This is a genomic window from Sandarakinorhabdus sp., assembly GCF_040398645.1.
Taxonomy (GTDB): domain Bacteria; phylum Pseudomonadota; class Alphaproteobacteria; order Sphingomonadales; family Sphingomonadaceae; genus Sandarakinorhabdus.
In genome coordinates, this window is the sequence record NZ_JBBATR010000023.1 from 14518 (window position 1) to 30648 (window position 16131).

The following is a 16131-nucleotide window of genomic DNA, read 5'->3' on the forward strand; positions in this document are numbered from 1 at the left end:
GGGACAGCAGACGGCACCGGCGGGACAGCAGACGGCACCGGTGGCACCTGTTGGGGCAGCACGGCGCTGCCGCCGCGCGCCGCCTGCCCCCACGCCCGCAGCCGCGCTGCCAGCGTATCGGTAAGCAGGCGATAGCCTTTCATGCTCATGTGGATGCCATCACCGGCGCGCACCAGCCAGGGTGCACCGGTGCGCGGATCGGGTAGATGCGAGGCATAGCCGCCATCGGCGCCCACTGCCGCGCCGCGCGTATCGATGAACGGCACCCCCAGCTGCGCCATCACGCGGGCATGAAAGCGATTAAGGCCCTGAATCTGTTCATCAAATCGCGCATCGCGCATCACCGGCAGGCCCACCCACACCACCGCTGCCCCTTGCGCGCGCAAGGTTTCGACATAGCGGGTAATGCGCGCCGTCACTTCGCCCTGCCATCGGGGCGACAGCAGGGGTGCCACCCGCCCATCGACAAAAAGGCCCTGCACATCATTGGCGCCATAGCTGATCACCGCGACATCCACCGGGCCCTGTGCAAGCTGGCCGGCAAGCTGGTCTTGCAGATTGGTCTGGCGGTAGCGCGTGAAACCAGTGGCTTGCTGGGAATAGCGCAGCACCTGAAAGGCTTCGCGGCGCGGCAATTGATTGTAGAGTGCCGCCCACAGGCCATCGCCAAAACTGTCGCCAAACACCCCGATGCGAAACGGCCGGCCAGCCGCCACCGCGCGCGCCAAGCCGGCCGGCACGCGCCCGGCATTGGCAACGCTGGCTGGCAATGCCGGGCCACCCGGCGAAGTGCCGGGTGCGGGGGCTGCTAGAAAATCGTCTGGCACATCGGATTGCAGCCCAGCCGGGCCATCGCCAACCAGCGCGCTGATTTGCCCACTGATTTGCGGTGCAAACGCAAGGCCGATGGCAATGCCGGCCGCCACGCCGCAAAACAACACGGCGGTACGATCAATAAACACAAGGGCAGGATGCTGTGACATGCGAAACCGAAGTATGGGGGAAAAGGCAGGTGGGAGAGCCGGGCTGATACACGCACCGCGCTGCCGTGCAAGCGTGCGTTAGCCGCCAGTTAGCGGCGACCTCCGGCCCAGTTCCGCCAGCCGCAATTTGAGCAGCGCCATGCCCACCACCGTCATCGGCACCGCCAGCACCACGCCAAGCGGACCAAGCAGCGTGCCCGCCGCAATCAGGCTGAACAACGTCAACACCGGCGGCAGATCACCAAAGCGGCTTTGGGCTATTGGCATCACTACATTGCCCTGCAGCTGCTGCACCACGACCAGCACGACAATAGTGAAAATGCCGCTTTCCACCCCCTGGCCAAAGCCAAGGATCACAGTGGGCACCGACACCAGCACCACGCCCAGATAGGGCACGAATTCACAAAGGCCAGCCACCAACCCGATGGCCAGCGGTGATGGCAGCCCGACCAGCGCCAGCCCTGCCGATGTCCCGCCGGCAACAAAGGCCATGCCGATGGCCTGCCCCTTCAGCCAGGCCGTGAGGGCATCGCGCACCGCCGCCACGGTTTCAGCCGCGCGCGGCTGCGCAGCGGCCGGCAGCATGGCAATCAGCCCATCGACATACAGGCGCGGCTGCGCCGCCAGATACAAGGCCGCAACCAGCACCACCGCCAGCCCGGTGAACGCCGAACCGACATTGGACAGCGCACCCTGCAAAATACCAGCCACTTGCGGCATGCTGGGCGCAAAGGCCCCGATCCGCGCCAGCACTTCGCGGCCGATCGGGTTGCCTCGCGCCAAAGCCTCCACACTGTTGACCGCTTCCGGAAAGCGTTCGGCCAACAGCAGGAACTGTTCGACCATCAGCGAGCCGAACAAGCCAAACACCAGTGCCAAAATCGCCAGCGGGATCAATATTGCGGCTGCCAGCGCCAATGCGAATGGCAGGCGCAGCCGGCGCTGCAACAAAGCTGCAAATTCGCTCAACATCAAGCCAACCAGCGCGGCCGCAAACAACACCAGCAGCAATTGCTGCAACTGCCACAGGATCAATGCCAGCGCCGCGCCGGCCATGACCGCCAGCGTCCGCCGGAACCACCGGCCAGAATCGTCCAGCGATGGGGGCGGCAAGGATGGCGGCGTGACGGGTATAGTCATGCGACGCACCATGGCTGCGGCAACGGGCATTGCCAAGCGGCCAGCCAGACCATGAACATCACGCGATCAAAGCGCCATTTCAGCTGCGGCCGCCCTGATGCGGCCCTGCGCGCCTGCGTCGCCGCGAAATGCTGCCAAGGCCGAATCGCGCGCGGCACGGGCCGCTGGCAAATCGTTCAGCACTTGCCGGGCGCGCATCAGGCGCAGCCAGCCGGCTTCGTCCTTTGGATTGGATTTCAGGCGGTCAGCCAGCCGCTCCACCATGCCGCGGATCATGGCTTGCTGATCGGCTGGCGCCATTTTCTGGGCGGCCTGGACCTGATCGCGGCTGGGGCTGGGCATCACGCCGGCCGGCGGGCCTGCCGCAGCCGCCACCGGGCCAGCCACACTGGTCGCCGCAGCAGCCGAAGCCGCCGGCACCGGCACGCCGGGCACGCTGGCATTGCCGATCGGCCGGGTGGCAGCCAGCCGCGCCGCGATGTTGATGCCGCCAGCCTGCGCGGTTTGTTCGATCACGCCGCGCAATTGCGGCAGCCACGGCGCATCCGCAGGCGAATCGGCCAGCAGCGTCAACCAGTCATTGATGGCGCCGGCGCGATCCCCGGTTTCGGATTTGCGCACGGCCAGGAAATAGCGTGCGCGTGCATCGGCGCCGTCTTGCTGGGCCGCGCGTTCAAAGGCCGCGGCGGAGGCCGGCGTGACTTGGCCGCCGGCTTCCTGCACCAGCGCCTCGCCATAGGCCGATTGAAAGCCGATGCCGTCAGGCTTGATGGCGATGGCCCGGGCATAGGCTTTGGCAGCGTCGGTGTAGCGAGCGGTTTGAAAATAGCTCCAGCCCAGCATGCGCCAGCCTTCGGGATCGTTTGGGGTCGATTGCATCTTGGCTTCGAGGCCGGTGATCAGCTGCGTGACTTCGGCCGAAGGCGGCGGCGCGCCCGGAGCGGCCTGACCAGCCGCCGGCCCAGCAGCGGCCAACTGGCCAGATTCTGGCGGCGCCGCCGGGCCAGCCGCGCCGCTGGCCAATTCCGGCTGGCCCATGCTGGCATAAAGCGCCGCTGCTGCCACCGCGACCATCCCGGCAAGGCCAAGCGCCACGCCGGACAGTGATTTCTGGCCCAGGGTGCGATCAAGCTCGGCAGGGATATGGCCGGCCGCCAGCAAGCGCCGGCGCAATTCGTTGCGCAGGCCTTCGGCTTCGCCGGGCTGGATGCTGCCAGTGGCCAGCTGCACATCGATATCGGCCAGCTGGTCCTTCAGCACGGCGATGGTGGCGGCGCGGGCATCCACGCGGGATTCCTGGCGGCGGACCAACGGAATGGTGAGCCAGGCCGCAGCCAGCGCCGCAAGCGCAGTCAGGATGATCCACAACGTCATTGCAAAAACTCAGTTGGAAGGGCCGGACAAGCGGTCGAGCTCGTCGCGTTCGGTAACGGACAGCGGGGCGTCACTGCCCGCCGGCACTGCTGGCCGGCGGCGCTGCCACCAGATCAGGCCAGCCCCGCCCAGCAGCAGCACGGCAAACGGACCAACCCACAGCAGCAACGTGTCCGCTTCGACGGGCGGCTGCAGCAACACGAAATTGCCGTAGCGTTCGACCAGATAGTCGCGCACCTGCGCGTCGGTTTTGCCCGCCGCGATCTGTTCGCGCACGAGCACCCGCATGTCGCGCGCCAGCGGCGCACTGCTATCGTCGATGGACTGGTTCTGACAGACAACGCAGCGCAAATCCTTGCTCAGGCCGCGCGCCCGCGCCTCCTGCGTTGCATCGGGCAGAACTTCGTCGGGCAGCACGGCGGCTGCGGGCGCCGCAAGCAGCAGCGATACGGCAATCAGCAGACGCCTCATGCTTCGGCTCGCAATTGCTGCATCAGCGGCCTGATCTGGCCTTCCCAAACTTCGGGGCTGATCGGACCGATCTGCTTGAAGCGAACCCGGCCGCGCTTGTCGACGATGAAGGTTTCCGGCACGCCGGTCACGCCCAGATCGATGGCGGTGCGGCCCGCTTCATCGGCTGCCACGCCAGCATAGGGATTGCCGTAGCGCGCCAGCCACATGCGGCTGTCGGCCGGCTTGTCCTTCCAGGCGATGCCATAAACCGGGAAGCCTTCGGCTGCGATCCGCTCCAGCACCGGATGCTCCTGCGGGCAAGCCGCACACCAGCTTGCCCAGATGTTGAGCAGGCGCGGCTCACCCCTGAAGCTGGCGCTGGCAAATCCAGCCCCGCCGCCATCCTGCGCAGCGATGCCGGGCAGCACGAAGGCCGGTAGCGGGCGATCGATCAACTGGCTGGGCAGCGATTTCGGGTCTTGCGTCAGGCCAAAGCCCAGAAATGCTGCGAGCCCGGCAAACAATATGACCGGCAGGATGAAGATCAGGCGCTCCATGACGATGCGCCTATTCGGCCGGAACAATTGCGGGCGCAAGGGGGGATAGCGCAAGTGGCACACGCACTTGCGGCGCGCCGATGCGGAACCGCCGGTCAGCCAGCGACGCTGTGCCGCCCATGGCCATCATCAGCCCGCCAAACCAGATCCAGCCTACCAGCGGATGCCAGTAGATGCGCACCACCAGTCCCGGCCCGCGTGCATCCGCCTGCGTGTCGCCAATCGCGATATATTGATTGCCGAGCAACCGGGGATTGATGCCGGCTTCGGTGGTCTGATTGCCGGACACCGTATAAAGGCGCCGTTCGGAAAACAGCGTGGCGGGGCTGCCATATTGGGTCACAGTGAATTGCGCCCGCAGCGCGCGGTAATTGGCGCCGTCCACTTCGCCGACGCCGATCATGGTGACCGAAAGCGGCCCGGCCTGAACGGTTTCGCCGGGGCGCATCACCAGGATTTTCTCGGCAGAAAACGCGCCCATCGCCGAAATACCGGCAGCGGTTACACCCAGCCCGGCGTGTGCCAGCACCAGCCCGATGGTCGCCGCCGGCGTGGTGCGTACCAGGCGCCACGAAAAGCCGTTTGCACCGCGCCAGCGCCGCGCCAGCACCAGCACAGCGCCCAGAATGAGCCATGCGCCCACTGCCAGGCCGAGCGCCGACGCCGCTTTCGCGGTGCCCATCTGCGCGGTCAGCCCGGCCAGCAACACCAGCACCAGCACGGCCGGCACCCACAATTTGCCGCCAACACGGCGCAGATCATCACGCTTCCAGGCCAGCACCGGCCCGACGGTGACCAGGATCAGCAGCGGGATCACCAGCGGCGCGAACACCAGATTATAATAGGGCGGCCCCACCGAAATCTTGTTGGTCGGCGACACCGCCTCCATGATCACCGGATAGAATGTGCCCAGAAACACCACCGCCGTGAGCGCCATCAGCAACAAATTGTTGAGGGTAAGGCCCGATTCGCGGCTGACACTGCCGAACATCGCGCCAGACCGCAGCATCGGCGCTCGCGCGGCAAACAGCGCCAGAGCGGTGCCCGTGGAGCAGATAATCATGGCCAGAATATACACGCCGCGTTCGGGATCGACCGCAAAGGCATGCACTGAGGTGAGAATGCCCGACCGCACGAGGAATGTGCCGATCAGCGACAGCGAAAATGCCAATATGGACAGCAGGATCGTCCAGCCGGCGAGACTGCCGCGCTTTTCAGTGACAATCGCCGAATGCAGCAGCGCCGTGCCAAGCAGCCACGGCATGAAGCTTGCATTTTCCACTGGATCCCAGAACCACCAGCCACCCCAGCCCAATTCATAATAGGCCCAGAAGCTGCCCAGCGCGATGCCGCAGGTGAGCGGCACCCACGCCGCCAGCACCCACGGCCGCATCCAGCGCGCCCATGCCGGATCGGCCCGGCCCTCCATCAAGGCCGCCACCGCAAAGCTGAAGGTCACCGAAAAGCCAACATAGCCAAGATAAAGCAACGGCGGGTGAAACACGATGCCGGGGTCTTGCAGCAGCGGATTCAATTCCGTGCCATCCAGCGGCGCCGGGATCAGCCGCGCAAACGGATTGGACGTGAACAGCGCAAAAGACAGAAACGCCACCGATATCATGGCCTGCACGCTGAGCACCCGGGCCTGGAGCGTGGCGCGCAGATTGTCGCCGAAATGCGCAATGCCGGTCCCATAGATCGACAGCACCAGCACCCACAGCAGCATCGAGCCTTCGTGATTGCCCCATGTGGCCGCCAGCCGGTACGGCAACGGCTGCGACAGGGCCGAGTGATTGGCCACCAGCGCCACCGAAAAATCAGACTGTCCGAACAGGATCATCAGGCAGCCAAAGCTGAGGATGATCAAAATCGCCTGCAAGCCGGCCGCGCTGCGCCCGAAGGCCATCAACGCCGCGTCGCCGCGCGCCGCACCGATCATCGGCAAAATGGCCTGCGCCGCAGCCACCAGCAGCGCCAGGATCAGGGCAAAATGGCCGATTTCGGCAAGCATGAGCAGACCTTCTCCCGGGGGCAATGACGAAATGCTGGATAATTCGGCACAATCGCAATTCTTGCTCTAGCCGATGCGTTCCAAGATGCTAGTAGTTATCCCGGTGATTGACACAGGGATAGGCTTGATCCGGGGGGCAAAGCCGTTGTGACGACGTATCGCATCGCAATCGTGGGGTCCGGCCCCGCTGGCCTGTCGGCAGCAGCCCACGCGGCACGGCTGGGCTTGAGCCACGTGCTGCTCGAAAAAACCGACCACCTGTCTGACACGATCTACAAATATCAAAAGGGCAAGCACGTGATGGCGACGCCGTCACAACTGGTGCTGCGCTCGCCGCTGGATTTTGACGCCGGCAAACGCGAGGTCGTGCTGGGCACCTGGACCGAACAGAGCACAGCCGCGCAGGTGCAGGTGAAATATCACGCCGAAGTGAAGGCGATTGTTGGCACTGGCGATCCCATTCCCGGTTCGATCATGAAGATCGTCAGCCGCAAGCGCGACGGCACCAGCGAAACCATCGAAATGCAGCGCCGCGCGCCGCCGTATCGCCTTACCCTGACAAATGGCGAGGACATCATCGCCGACACTGTGATCATTGCGATCGGCACGCAGGGCAATCCCAATCTGATGGGCTGCCCCGGCGGCAATGTGGGCCATGTGCAATACCAGCTCGACGATCCCACCGCTTACACCGACGAGCATATTTTCGTGATCGGCGGCGGTGATGCCGGCATCGAAAACGCGCTGGGCCTTGCTGCCGATCCTGCCCAGAACAACACGGTGACCCTGGTCAATCGGACGGCGGATTTTCCCACCGCCAAGGATGCCAACGTCAAGGCGCTGATGGCAGCACGCGATTCCGGCCGCATGAGCATATTGGCCGAAGCCAACACCACGCAAGTGGAGCCCGGCTACATCACGCTGGAGACCCGCGACGGCGAAGTGCGGGCGCGCTGCGACCGGATTATCGCCCGCATCGGTTCGGCGCCGCCGCGCAGCTTTGTGGAAGGCTGCGGCATCGAATTTGCATCCAACGACCGGCTGGCGTTTCCCAAATTGTCCGCGACGTTCGAATCGACCGCGCCGAGCATCTATGTGGTCGGCGCGCTCGCGGGCTATCCGCTGATCAAGCATTGCATGAACCAGGGCCACGATGTCGTGGAGTTCATCAACGGCAATCTCGATCTGAAACCTGCCGATGAACCGATCCTTGAGGCCAAGCTGGCCGGCCTTCCCAATGGCCCTCAGGGTAAGCGCAGTGTGGCGGAATGGCTGGAATATCTGCGCACCAGCGTGTCGATCCTGAACGGGATGAGCAGCCTGCAGATGCGGGAATTCATGCTCGATTCCACCGTGAGGGCCTACCGCGCCGGCGAGGTGATCTTTGAACGCAATGCGCCAGGATCATCGCTGTTCGGCATCGCGCAAGGCCAGGTGCTAGTCGAAGTGAACCCGACTGATTCGTCGGTCACTGTGCCAATTGATGCCGGCACGATCTTTGGCGAAGTCGGCCTGATTTCCGGCCGGCGGCGCGGCGCCACGATCCGGGCCGGTAGCGATTGTGTGCTGGTGGAGATCAGCCGCAATGCCGCCCTGAAGCTGATGAGCCAGGTACCATCGGCCGCGCGCGAAATCACCCGCATCAGCACCGAACGCAGCCTGCTGCAGATTTTCAAATCCGGGCTGGCGCCGGCCGATCTGGTCGATGTGATTGCCGCGTCAACGGTGGAAACCGTGCGTGCGGGCCAGGCCATCATCAAGGAAGGCGAAACCGGCGACGACATCTACATCATCCGATCGGGATCGATGGTGGTTGAAAAGTCGATCGGCGGCAAATCCGTGTTCCTCAGCTATGTGCCGGCGGGATCGTTCGTTGGCGAAATGGGCGTGATTGATGGCGCACCGCGCAGTGCTACGGTCCGCGCGGCCATCAAGAGCGACGTGATCCGCTTGTCAGGCGAACCGTTCCGGGCCTTGCTGGCATCCCGGCCGCAGTTGCTGGATAAGTTGCGCGGCGAAATGGCGTCGCGCGTGTCACTCAACAATTTCATCGAATCCAAGAAGGACAGTTTCTCCTCGGTGGTCGACATGTACACCGGCGTCGCCAATTTCCTGGTGGAGCAGGGCGTTGGCGAAGCGACCGATGTGCTGCTGATCGATGAAAAACTCTGCGTGGGTTGTGACAACTGCGAAAAGGCCTGCGCTGATACTCACGACGGCCTGTCACGGCTCGACCGCGAAGCCGGGCGCACTTACGCGCATCTGCACGTGCCCACCAGCTGCCGGCATTGCGAGCACCCGCATTGCATGGCCGATTGCCCGCCAAATGCCATCCACCGCGGCCCGACCGGCGAAGTCTATATCGACGAGACCTGCATCGGCTGCGGCAATTGCCAGCGCAATTGCCCCTATGGCGTCATTCGCATGGACAAGGTGCCGCCCAAGAAACCATGGCTGCTCAGCTGGTTCCTGTTTGGCAGCGGCCCCGGCCCCGGCGAGCCCGCCTACAAATGGTCAAAGAAGCACGATCCCGCCTACGCTGAAAAGCCCAAGAAGGCGATCAAGTGCGACATGTGTTCGGGCCAGTCCGGCGGCCCGGCCTGCGTGCGCGCCTGCCCGACCGGCGCTGCCATCCGCGTGTCGCCTGAGCAATTCCTGAGCGTGGCGCTGATGGGACGGGATGGCAACTAATGGCCAGCAACGCTCCCGCAGCCCGCAAGGCGATGACTGGCAAGGCCGTGAAGCGCGCGCCGCGTGACGTGGCGCACGAAGGCTTCCTGACCCACCGCCGCGGACGCTGGGCCAAGGTGGCCGGCACGCTGTCGCTGGTGGCGCTGGCCGCCTATCTGCTCACCGATCCGCAGCCGCGGCACAATGGCGGCACTTGGCTCGGTTATCTACTCGGCACCATTGGCGCCGGCATGATCGTCTGGCTCAGCCTGCTTGGCGTGCGCAAGCGGGTGATTGGTTCCAAACCGTTCAGCCTGAAGGGCTGGACCAGCGCCCATGTCTATCTGGGCCTGTCGCTGATCGTGATCGGCACATTGCACACAGGGTTTCAGCTTGGCCTGAATGTCCACACACTGGCGTGGGCGCTGATGATGATCGTGATCATTTCGGGCCTGTGGGGCATCAGCCTTTATGCCAGTTTGCCGGAAAAACTGTCTGCCAATCGCGGCGAGGTTACCCAGTTGCAGATGCTGGAGGCCATACGCACCCTGGATCGCCAGCTCGACAGCGCAGCCCAGCCGCTGGGGCCGGAAGACGCGGCGCTGGTGCGGCTGAGCCTGGAACAAACGCACATTGCAGGATCGCTGGTGCGGCGCCTGACCGGCAATTACGCAAACGATGGCAATGCCCGGGCACTGGCAGCGATTTCGGACCGGCTGATGACCGGCATGCGCGCGGGCCGCGCTGATGAACGGGTGCAGCAAATCGAATTTCTGCTGGAACGCAAGGATGCGGCCTTGCGCCAGGCGCGCCGGCATATCCGCATGAAATCCCAATTGGAATTGTGGCTGTATATCCATGTGCCGGTCACCATGGCGCTGATTGCAGCGTTGCTGGCCCACATTCTGTCCGTGTTTCTGTACTGGTGATGGCGATGCCGATGCCGTTGATTGCGGGGGCCAGATCATGAGCTTCATTATCCGCCAGGTGGCCAAGCGCGCCGACGGCGGCGACATCATTCGCACACGCACGCTGGTAACGGGCGAAATCAGCGTTGGCCGCGGCACGGATTGCGATATCCAGCTGGCCGATCTGGCCGTGATGCTGCGCCATGCCCGGCTGGTACAAATTGCGCCGGGCCGTGTGTCGGTTGAGGCCACGGGCGGCGTGCCCATGCAGGTAGCCGGCAAGTTTGTCACCCGCGCCGATGTCGCGCTGGCAGATGCACCCGATATCGATATTGGCCCGTTCCGGCTGTCGCTGTCTGCCGGCGAAGATGGCGCCGTGGCCGTGACTGCGCAGCGCGTGATCGCGCCGGTGGACAGCGCCGATGCCACCCACGAAACATCAATCTTTTCGCTGCAAGGTGCGATGCCGACCCGCCGCCGCCTGGCGTGGGCCGGCGCGCTGGCCGTGCTGATCGTCATGTTGATCCTGCCGCTTCTGCACTTCATGGGCGAAGGCCGCGCCGTGCTGCCGCGCGAAATGCTGGCCGAGGCGGGCCGGCCCAGCCAACAGCCCCGCGCCTTCGGGCTGCAGGTGGCGGCGCCGCGCGCGATCCCCACCGGCGGCCCGGCTGCCGATGAATTCTGGTCCACCGGCACGTTGTCCAATGCCCATGCCAGCCTGTCCAACAATTGCGGCGCCTGCCACGACAAGGCCTTTGTGTCGGTGACCGACAGCAGCTGCCAGGCATGCCACACGCCCGCCGCCTTGCCGGAGCATGCCAAGCCAGCGCGGTTGGCCACCAGCCTGATGCCCGAAACCGGGGTGATCGGCACTGCGCACAAGGCTTTCAATCTGCCGCAAGGCCGCTGCACCAGCTGCCACAAGGAGCATGAAGGCGAAGCCACGGTGATGACCGTGGCCGAAAATTATTGCACCGATTGCCACGATGGCATGTCATCACGCCTGCGCGACACCAAAGTGGTGAATGTGCAAAATTGGCCCAAACACCCCGATTTCCGCGCGACTCTGGTTGCGGTGCCGGCAGTGGATACGCCGCAATTCCGCCGCGCTGTCCTGACCGGCGCGCGCGAGCAATCCGGCCTGATCTATCCGCACGATATTCATCAATCAAACCGCAATTCGGTGGCCAACATGGCACAGAAACAAGGCCTGCCCACCAGTTCGGATGGTTCTCTGCCGTGCAGCTATTGCCACCAGCCCGACAGTGACAAACTGCGTTTCAAGCCGATCGAGATGGAAGCAAATTGCGGTGAGTGCCATGATCTCGCCTTTGCCCGCGACGGTGACACGATCCGCACACTGCCCCATGGCAAGCCAGGCCAGGTGGCCGGCATCGTTCGTGATTTCTATCTGTCACAGGCCATTGCGCCCCGCGCCGGTGTGCAGCGCATCGCCTTTGAACGCCGGTTGCCGGGACGCATGGCCGAAGTGGAAGCCGCACAATTTCGCGTCGGCGACATCGGCGATGCCCGGCAGCGCGCCAATGCTGCTGTGCAGGCAGTGTTCACTGGCGGCCTCGCAACAACAGCCGGCGGCCCCGGCACGGGTATCTGCGCCGATTGTCACCTGGTATCCAATACCGGCGCCGCCGATATCACCCGGCGCTTTGCGATTGCGCCGGTATCGATCAACGATCATTATCTGCCGAAGGGCCAATTCCCGCACGGCCAGCACAAAAGCTATGACGGCAAGACCGGCGACGCCGCGTGCGTGGCCTGCCACACCGGCGTTATGAAATCGAAATTGGCATCGGATGTGCTGATCCCCGGTGTCGGCAATTGCCGCGAATGTCACGGTGCGCCGGCCAAGAGCCTGCTGCCCACCGCCGCCAAGGCCGGCGACAGCTGTGACACATGCCACGGCTTCCACGAAGGCAGCGATGCCACCGCGCCATTGCCGGCTGGGCATGGCGACGCCGCACCACCAACACGGGTTGCAGCCCGAATTGCAACGCGCACCGCAACCCGCGTCTCGTCTGGCCGTTCCTGATGCAAGCTCTGGCCGCCTGCCAGCGCGTGGCTTGCATCAGATCGGCCAGTGTTTGCGTATCTGACTTGCAACAAGCTGCCGCCAAGCAGGTGCGGCTGGTAAGGGTGCGATGATGTTGCCAGTGATGCCGCCTGCAATGCTCATTGCCCAGGTGACCGATATCCATCTCGGCTTTCAGCCCGATGATCCGGCTGAGCTGAATCGCAAGCGCTTCGATGAGGTGCTGGAGTCGTTGCTTGCCCTGACTCCGCAACCTGATTTGCTGCTGGCGACAGGCGATCTCACCGAACACGGCACCATCGCATCCTATCAGACGCTGAAAACCGTGATCGAGCGGCTGCCGTTTCCAGTCTATTTCGCGCTGGGCAATCACGACGATCGTGGCCATTTTCGCAGTGTGTTTCCGGATGTGCCGGTCACGGCGACCGGCCATGTGCAATATGCCTTCGTCCAGGGAGCGCTGCGCTTCGTGGTGCTCGATACGCTGGCGGAGGGCCAGCATGGCGGCGCATTTTCAGCCGACCAGGCGGCCTGGCTTGATGATACGCTGGCCAGTGACACGCGGCCGACCATCCTGGTGCTGCACCACCCGCCGATTGAAACCGGCAACGGCTGGATGACCGAGGATCTGGATGCGCCCTGGGTGCACCGGCTGGCGGTGGTGGTTGAACGCCATCCCCACATCATCCGCATGATCACCGGCCATCTCCACCGCGCCATCGTCACCAGCTGGCACGGCACCACGCTGGCCGTGTGCCCGTCGAGCGGACCGCAGGTTGCCATCGACTTTCGCGAGATCGATCCGGAGCACCCCGATGGCCGCGACATGATCGTTGCCGAAGCGCCAGGATTTGCCCTGCATTACTGGACCGGGCGCGACCTGCTCACCCACTATGGCACCGGCGGCGATCACCCCGTGCTGGCCCGCTACAACAGCCGCATGCAGCCCACAGTGCAGCACATCCTGTCGGAGCGGATCGGCGCGCACTGGGGCGCGCATTGAGGCGCGCCGGCGTGCGCGCCCTTACACCCGCATCGGCATCAGCACATAAAGCGCCCGCGATTCGTCGTTCTTGCGGATCAAAGTCGGCGCCGAAGCATCGGCCAGGTGCATATCGACCTGATCGGCACCAACTTGCGCCAAAATATCCAGCAAATACCGATAGTTGAAGCCCACTTCCATGGCCTCCGCGCCGTAATCGGCCGAAACTTCCTCGGAAGCGGTGCCATTTTCCGGGCTGGTGACCGACAAAGTCACCTTGTCTGGCCCCAGCGCGATTTTCACAGCGCGGGTTTTTTCAGTGGTCGCGATGGCCGCCACCCGATCGACGCCTTCGGCCAAGCTGCGCGCATCGATTTTGAGCAATTTGTCGTTGGCGGTGGGTATCACCCGGCTGTAATCGGGGAAGGTGCCATCGATCAGCTTGCTGGTCAGGGTGGAATCACCTGAGAACTTGAAACGGATCTTGGCCGGCGACAGGCTGATTTCCACCGGTGCATCGCCGGCCATCTCATCCAGCAACTTGCGCACTTCGTTCACGCATTTGCGCGGCACGATCACGCCGGGCATATCGGCGGCGCCGTCCGGCAGATCAAGCTCGATCCGCGCCAGGCGGTGGCCATCGGTGGCCACAGCGCGCAGCCGCGGTGACGGGCCAGCCGTGGCATGCAGATAAATGCCATTCAGATAATAGCGGGTTTCCTCGGTCGAAATCGCAAACTTCGTCGCGTCGATCAATTCCTTCAGATCAGCCGCCGACAGCGTGAACCGCACCGGCAGGTCGGTTTCGGCAATCACCGGGAAATCATCGCGCTTCAGGGTCGACAGGCTGAACCGGCTGCGCGCCGATACCACGCTCATCCGCTCCCCCGATACCGCCAGCTCGACCTGCGCGCCTTCCGGCAGCTTGCGGGCGATATCGAACAGCGTGTGCGCCGATACGGTGGTGGCGCCATTGATATCGATCGCCGCCGGGATGGTTTCCACCACCTGCAGATCAAGATCGGTGGCCATCAACCGCAAGCCATCGGCCCGCGCTTCGATGAGCACATTGGACAGGATCGGGATGGTGTTGCGCCGCTCCACCACCGACTGGATATGGCCCAGACACTTCAGCAGCGTTGCACGTTCGACGGTGGCTTTCATCCTGATCCCTGTTGCAGCTGGAATTTCCCGGCTACTATAGCCATTCAGGCGCAGCGCGGTAGTGGCGATGTGCAACGTTCGCGGCAGAAGGCAATGGCATGGATCTGATTATCGCTCGGCACGCCGAAACCGTGTTCAACGCCGCCGCACGCATGCAGGGCAACGGCGCGCACACACCGCTTACCCGCGCCGGCATCGCCCAGGCCGAAGCCATGGGCGCCGCCCTGCGCAGCGCGCTCGGCGAAGCGCCCGATCTTGATCTGTGGGTCTCCCCCTCCGGCCGCACCCAGCAAACCGCCGCCATCGTCAGCGAGCATCTCGGCCTCGATTTCTTCGGTTGGCGCAAGGACGCGCGCCTGCTCGAAATCGACGTCGGCGCGTGGGAAGGCCGCTGGTATCACGATATTGCCGCCGAGCTTGGCCGCCCCATTATCGACCCGGAACGCGGCCAATTCTGCGAACCGCCGCCAAACGGCGAATGGTATCCCGATATCGCGGCGCGCCTCACCGATTGGCTGGCCGAACTAAACCCGGCGCGCCCAGCCCTGATCATCAGCCACGGCATCACCGCCGGCGTGCTGCGCGGGCTGCTGGTGGGCGGCGAAGACTGGCACGGCGTCCCCGTCGCCCCGCGCGCGCCGCAAGGCACCGTGTTCCGCATCGTCGGCGGCGTCGAGCAGGTGATCCACACCGGCAGCGGCGCAGCGGTGTCGCGGGCGGCGTGATTTGAAGGCAACGCGGCCTCCGGCGGGCAGGGGTCGTCCCTTGTAACTTAGAATTTGCCGGACCTGCTGCACCCATTTTTGTTTTTGCCGAACTACAAGGCTGCAATTAAGGCGGTAGTTGATTGGCATGTTCCGGCTGGTGAGTAGTGGAAAGCCGCCTTCCCTTCCGTAACTGTTTGACGGTAGCTCGCAAAATATTATTAACCGAGCGTCGTTTGGCTCGGTGGTGTCTGCTTATACCAGAAGTCACCCTTCGACCACCGGGTATCGGCCCACCGGCTTCGCGCCTTCATTGCGGTCGCTTGTTGGCGCTCGAGACGTGGACGAAGTTGTAATTCGAGACCCCGAAGTGAAGCTTAAATTTGCAAATTTTGGATAGGCGACCACATTGTAAGGTGCTTGACAATATGTCGATACGCGATAGTTTATCGGCATGAAGCTTGCTGCATCCGTGACCGAGGCCGCTTTTCCGACCGCTCTCGATACCTTGACGTTTCGCTTCGAAGACTTGCCTCGCCAGCTTCGGCGAATTGTCGATGAGGCATTGGACGGCCATGACCTTGGCCGCACCCAGTGGCGATTGCTGGCTTATGTCCTTCGCAAGGAAGGCATGACCCAGACGGAGCTCTCCCGCTGTCTTGAGGTGGAGCGCGCGAGCGTTGGGCAGGCTATCGATGCGCTTGAACGCAAGGGCCTTTTGGCGCGCCGGCAAAAGGATGGCGACCGGCGCGTGTGGTGCATTGTCGCCACCGACAAGGCCCGCCGACTGCTCACCGAGCTGAGGGTCGTCGTTGACGAGGTCTATGAACAGTTGTTCGCCGGTTTTTCGCCTGCCGATCTCGCTCTGCTTGAGGGCTTTTTGGACCGGATTGCCGAGAATATTCGCGCCTGAAGGAACATTCGCCATGGCCACACAAAGCTTCGAACCGCTCGAAAGTCTCGATCCCGCACGTCCTGACCGCTTTGCTGATGGGACAATACACGCCATTTTCGATCGGCTGCGGCGCGAGGCGCCGGTGCATTATTGCGCCCACAGCCAGTTCGGCCCTTATTGGTCGGTCAGCAGCTACAACGACATTGTCGAGATCGAGAGCCTTCCGCAGCTGTTTTCATC

General features: G+C 63.8%; 13 protein-coding genes and 1 pseudogene. 7 read left to right on the forward strand and 7 right to left on the reverse strand.

The features are described from left to right. The 6 genes from ABWP50_RS07295 to ABWP50_RS07320 form a co-directional block, all read right to left on the reverse strand. A partial coding sequence (locus ABWP50_RS07295) for an SGNH/GDSL hydrolase family protein (protein ID WP_353217336.1) occupies nucleotides 1-983 on the reverse strand: 983 nt, incomplete at its 3' end. A 78-nt stretch (nucleotides 984-1061) separates the two neighbouring features. Beyond that, entirely contained in the window at nucleotides 1062-2123 is a 1062-nt protein-coding gene (locus tag ABWP50_RS07300; protein WP_353217337.1) for an AI-2E family transporter, read from the reverse strand. Nucleotides 2124-2189: 66 nt separating this feature from the next. Beyond that, nucleotides 2190-3497: a c-type cytochrome biogenesis protein CcmI gene (ccmI, locus tag ABWP50_RS07305; RefSeq protein ID WP_353217338.1), complete on the reverse strand. Its 1308-nt coding sequence runs from the start codon at nucleotides 3495-3497 to the stop codon at nucleotides 2190-2192. Between the two features lie 9 nt (nucleotides 3498-3506). Further along, complete coding sequence (locus ABWP50_RS07310; RefSeq protein WP_353217339.1) at nucleotides 3507-3968, reverse strand: cytochrome c-type biogenesis protein; 462 nt, start codon at nucleotides 3966-3968, stop codon at nucleotides 3507-3509. Beyond that, nucleotides 3965-4507, reverse strand: a complete 543-nt coding sequence (locus ABWP50_RS07315; RefSeq protein WP_353217340.1) for a DsbE family thiol:disulfide interchange protein — start codon at nucleotides 4505-4507, stop codon at nucleotides 3965-3967. The genes ABWP50_RS07310 and ABWP50_RS07315 overlap by 4 nt, the downstream gene beginning before the upstream one ends. A 10-nt stretch (nucleotides 4508-4517) precedes the next feature. Next, nucleotides 4518-6518 (reverse strand): heme lyase CcmF/NrfE family subunit, encoded by a 2001-nt coding sequence (locus ABWP50_RS07320; RefSeq protein ID WP_353217341.1) that lies wholly within the window; start codon nucleotides 6516-6518, stop codon nucleotides 4518-4520. Between the two features lie 147 nt (nucleotides 6519-6665). On the opposite strand from ABWP50_RS07320, the gene ABWP50_RS07325 reads away from it, so the two are divergent. The 4 genes from ABWP50_RS07325 (at nucleotide 6666) to ABWP50_RS07340 (ending at nucleotide 13149) form a co-directional block, all read left to right on the forward strand. Further along, nucleotides 6666-9209: a cyclic nucleotide-binding domain-containing protein gene (locus tag ABWP50_RS07325; protein WP_353217342.1), complete on the forward strand. Its 2544-nt coding sequence runs from the start codon at nucleotides 6666-6668 to the stop codon at nucleotides 9207-9209. Then, the gene (locus ABWP50_RS07330; protein WP_353217343.1) at nucleotides 9209-10117 is read left to right on the forward strand and encodes a hypothetical protein; all 909 of its coding nucleotides are present in this window, start codon (nucleotides 9209-9211) and stop codon (nucleotides 10115-10117) included. Before ABWP50_RS07325 ends, ABWP50_RS07330 begins: the two co-directional genes overlap by 1 nt. A gap of 37 nt (nucleotides 10118-10154) precedes the next feature. After that, nucleotides 10155-12146 (forward strand): cytochrome c3 family protein, encoded by a 1992-nt coding sequence (locus ABWP50_RS07335; RefSeq protein WP_353217344.1) that lies wholly within the window; start codon nucleotides 10155-10157, stop codon nucleotides 12144-12146. Nucleotides 12147-12282: 136 nt separating this feature from the next. Further along, nucleotides 12283-13149 (forward strand): phosphodiesterase, encoded by an 867-nt coding sequence (locus ABWP50_RS07340; protein ID WP_353217363.1) that lies wholly within the window; start codon nucleotides 12283-12285, stop codon nucleotides 13147-13149. Nucleotides 13150-13170: 21 nt separating this feature from the next. Here ABWP50_RS07340 and dnaN read toward each other — a convergent pair whose 3' ends face one another. After that, a complete protein-coding gene (dnaN, locus tag ABWP50_RS07345) occupies nucleotides 13171-14292 on the reverse strand; it encodes a DNA polymerase III subunit beta (RefSeq protein WP_353217345.1) in 1122 nt (373 codons plus the stop codon). Nucleotides 14293-14390: 98 nt separating this feature from the next. On the opposite strand from dnaN, the gene ABWP50_RS07350 reads away from it, so the two are divergent. From ABWP50_RS07350 to ABWP50_RS07360, 3 genes and pseudogenes are all read left to right on the forward strand, one after another. Continuing rightward, entirely contained in the window at nucleotides 14391-15017 is a 627-nt protein-coding gene (locus ABWP50_RS07350; RefSeq protein WP_353217346.1) for a histidine phosphatase family protein, read from the forward strand. 433 nt (nucleotides 15018-15450) lie between these two features. Beyond that, nucleotides 15451-15909 carry a MarR family winged helix-turn-helix transcriptional regulator gene (locus ABWP50_RS07355; protein ID WP_353217347.1) on the forward strand — a complete coding sequence of 153 codons (459 nt, stop codon included), beginning with the start codon at nucleotides 15451-15453 and terminating at the stop codon, nucleotides 15907-15909. 13 nt (nucleotides 15910-15922) lie between these two features. Continuing rightward, a pseudogene (locus ABWP50_RS07360) lies at nucleotides 15923-16131 on the forward strand (cytochrome P450); the annotation flags it as partial.

Excerpts from the sequence above, each read along its gene's own strand:
- ABWP50_RS07300 (WP_353217337.1), bottom strand. The coding sequence starts at position 2,123 with ATGACTATACCCGTCACGCCGCCATCCTTGCCGCCCCCATCGCTGGAC.
- ccmI (WP_353217338.1), bottom strand. The coding sequence starts at position 3,497 with ATGACGTTGTGGATCATCCTGACTGCGCTTGCGGCGCTGGCTGCGGCC.
- ABWP50_RS07310 (WP_353217339.1), bottom strand. The coding sequence starts at position 3,968 with ATGAGGCGTCTGCTGATTGCCGTATCGCTGCTGCTTGCGGCGCCCGCA.
- ABWP50_RS07315 (WP_353217340.1), bottom strand. The coding sequence starts at position 4,507 with ATGGAGCGCCTGATCTTCATCCTGCCGGTCATATTGTTTGCCGGGCTC.
- ABWP50_RS07320 (WP_353217341.1), bottom strand. The coding sequence starts at position 6,518 with ATGCTTGCCGAAATCGGCCATTTTGCCCTGATCCTGGCGCTGCTGGTG.
- ABWP50_RS07330 (WP_353217343.1), top strand. The coding sequence starts at position 9,209 with ATGGCCAGCAACGCTCCCGCAGCCCGCAAGGCGATGACTGGCAAGGCC.
- ABWP50_RS07335 (WP_353217344.1), top strand. The coding sequence starts at position 10,155 with ATGAGCTTCATTATCCGCCAGGTGGCCAAGCGCGCCGACGGCGGCGAC.
- ABWP50_RS07340 (WP_353217363.1), top strand. The coding sequence starts at position 12,283 with ATGCTCATTGCCCAGGTGACCGATATCCATCTCGGCTTTCAGCCCGAT.
- dnaN (WP_353217345.1), bottom strand. The coding sequence starts at position 14,292 with ATGAAAGCCACCGTCGAACGTGCAACGCTGCTGAAGTGTCTGGGCCAT.
- ABWP50_RS07350 (WP_353217346.1), top strand. The coding sequence starts at position 14,391 with ATGGATCTGATTATCGCTCGGCACGCCGAAACCGTGTTCAACGCCGCC.
- ABWP50_RS07355 (WP_353217347.1), top strand. The coding sequence starts at position 15,451 with ATGAAGCTTGCTGCATCCGTGACCGAGGCCGCTTTTCCGACCGCTCTC.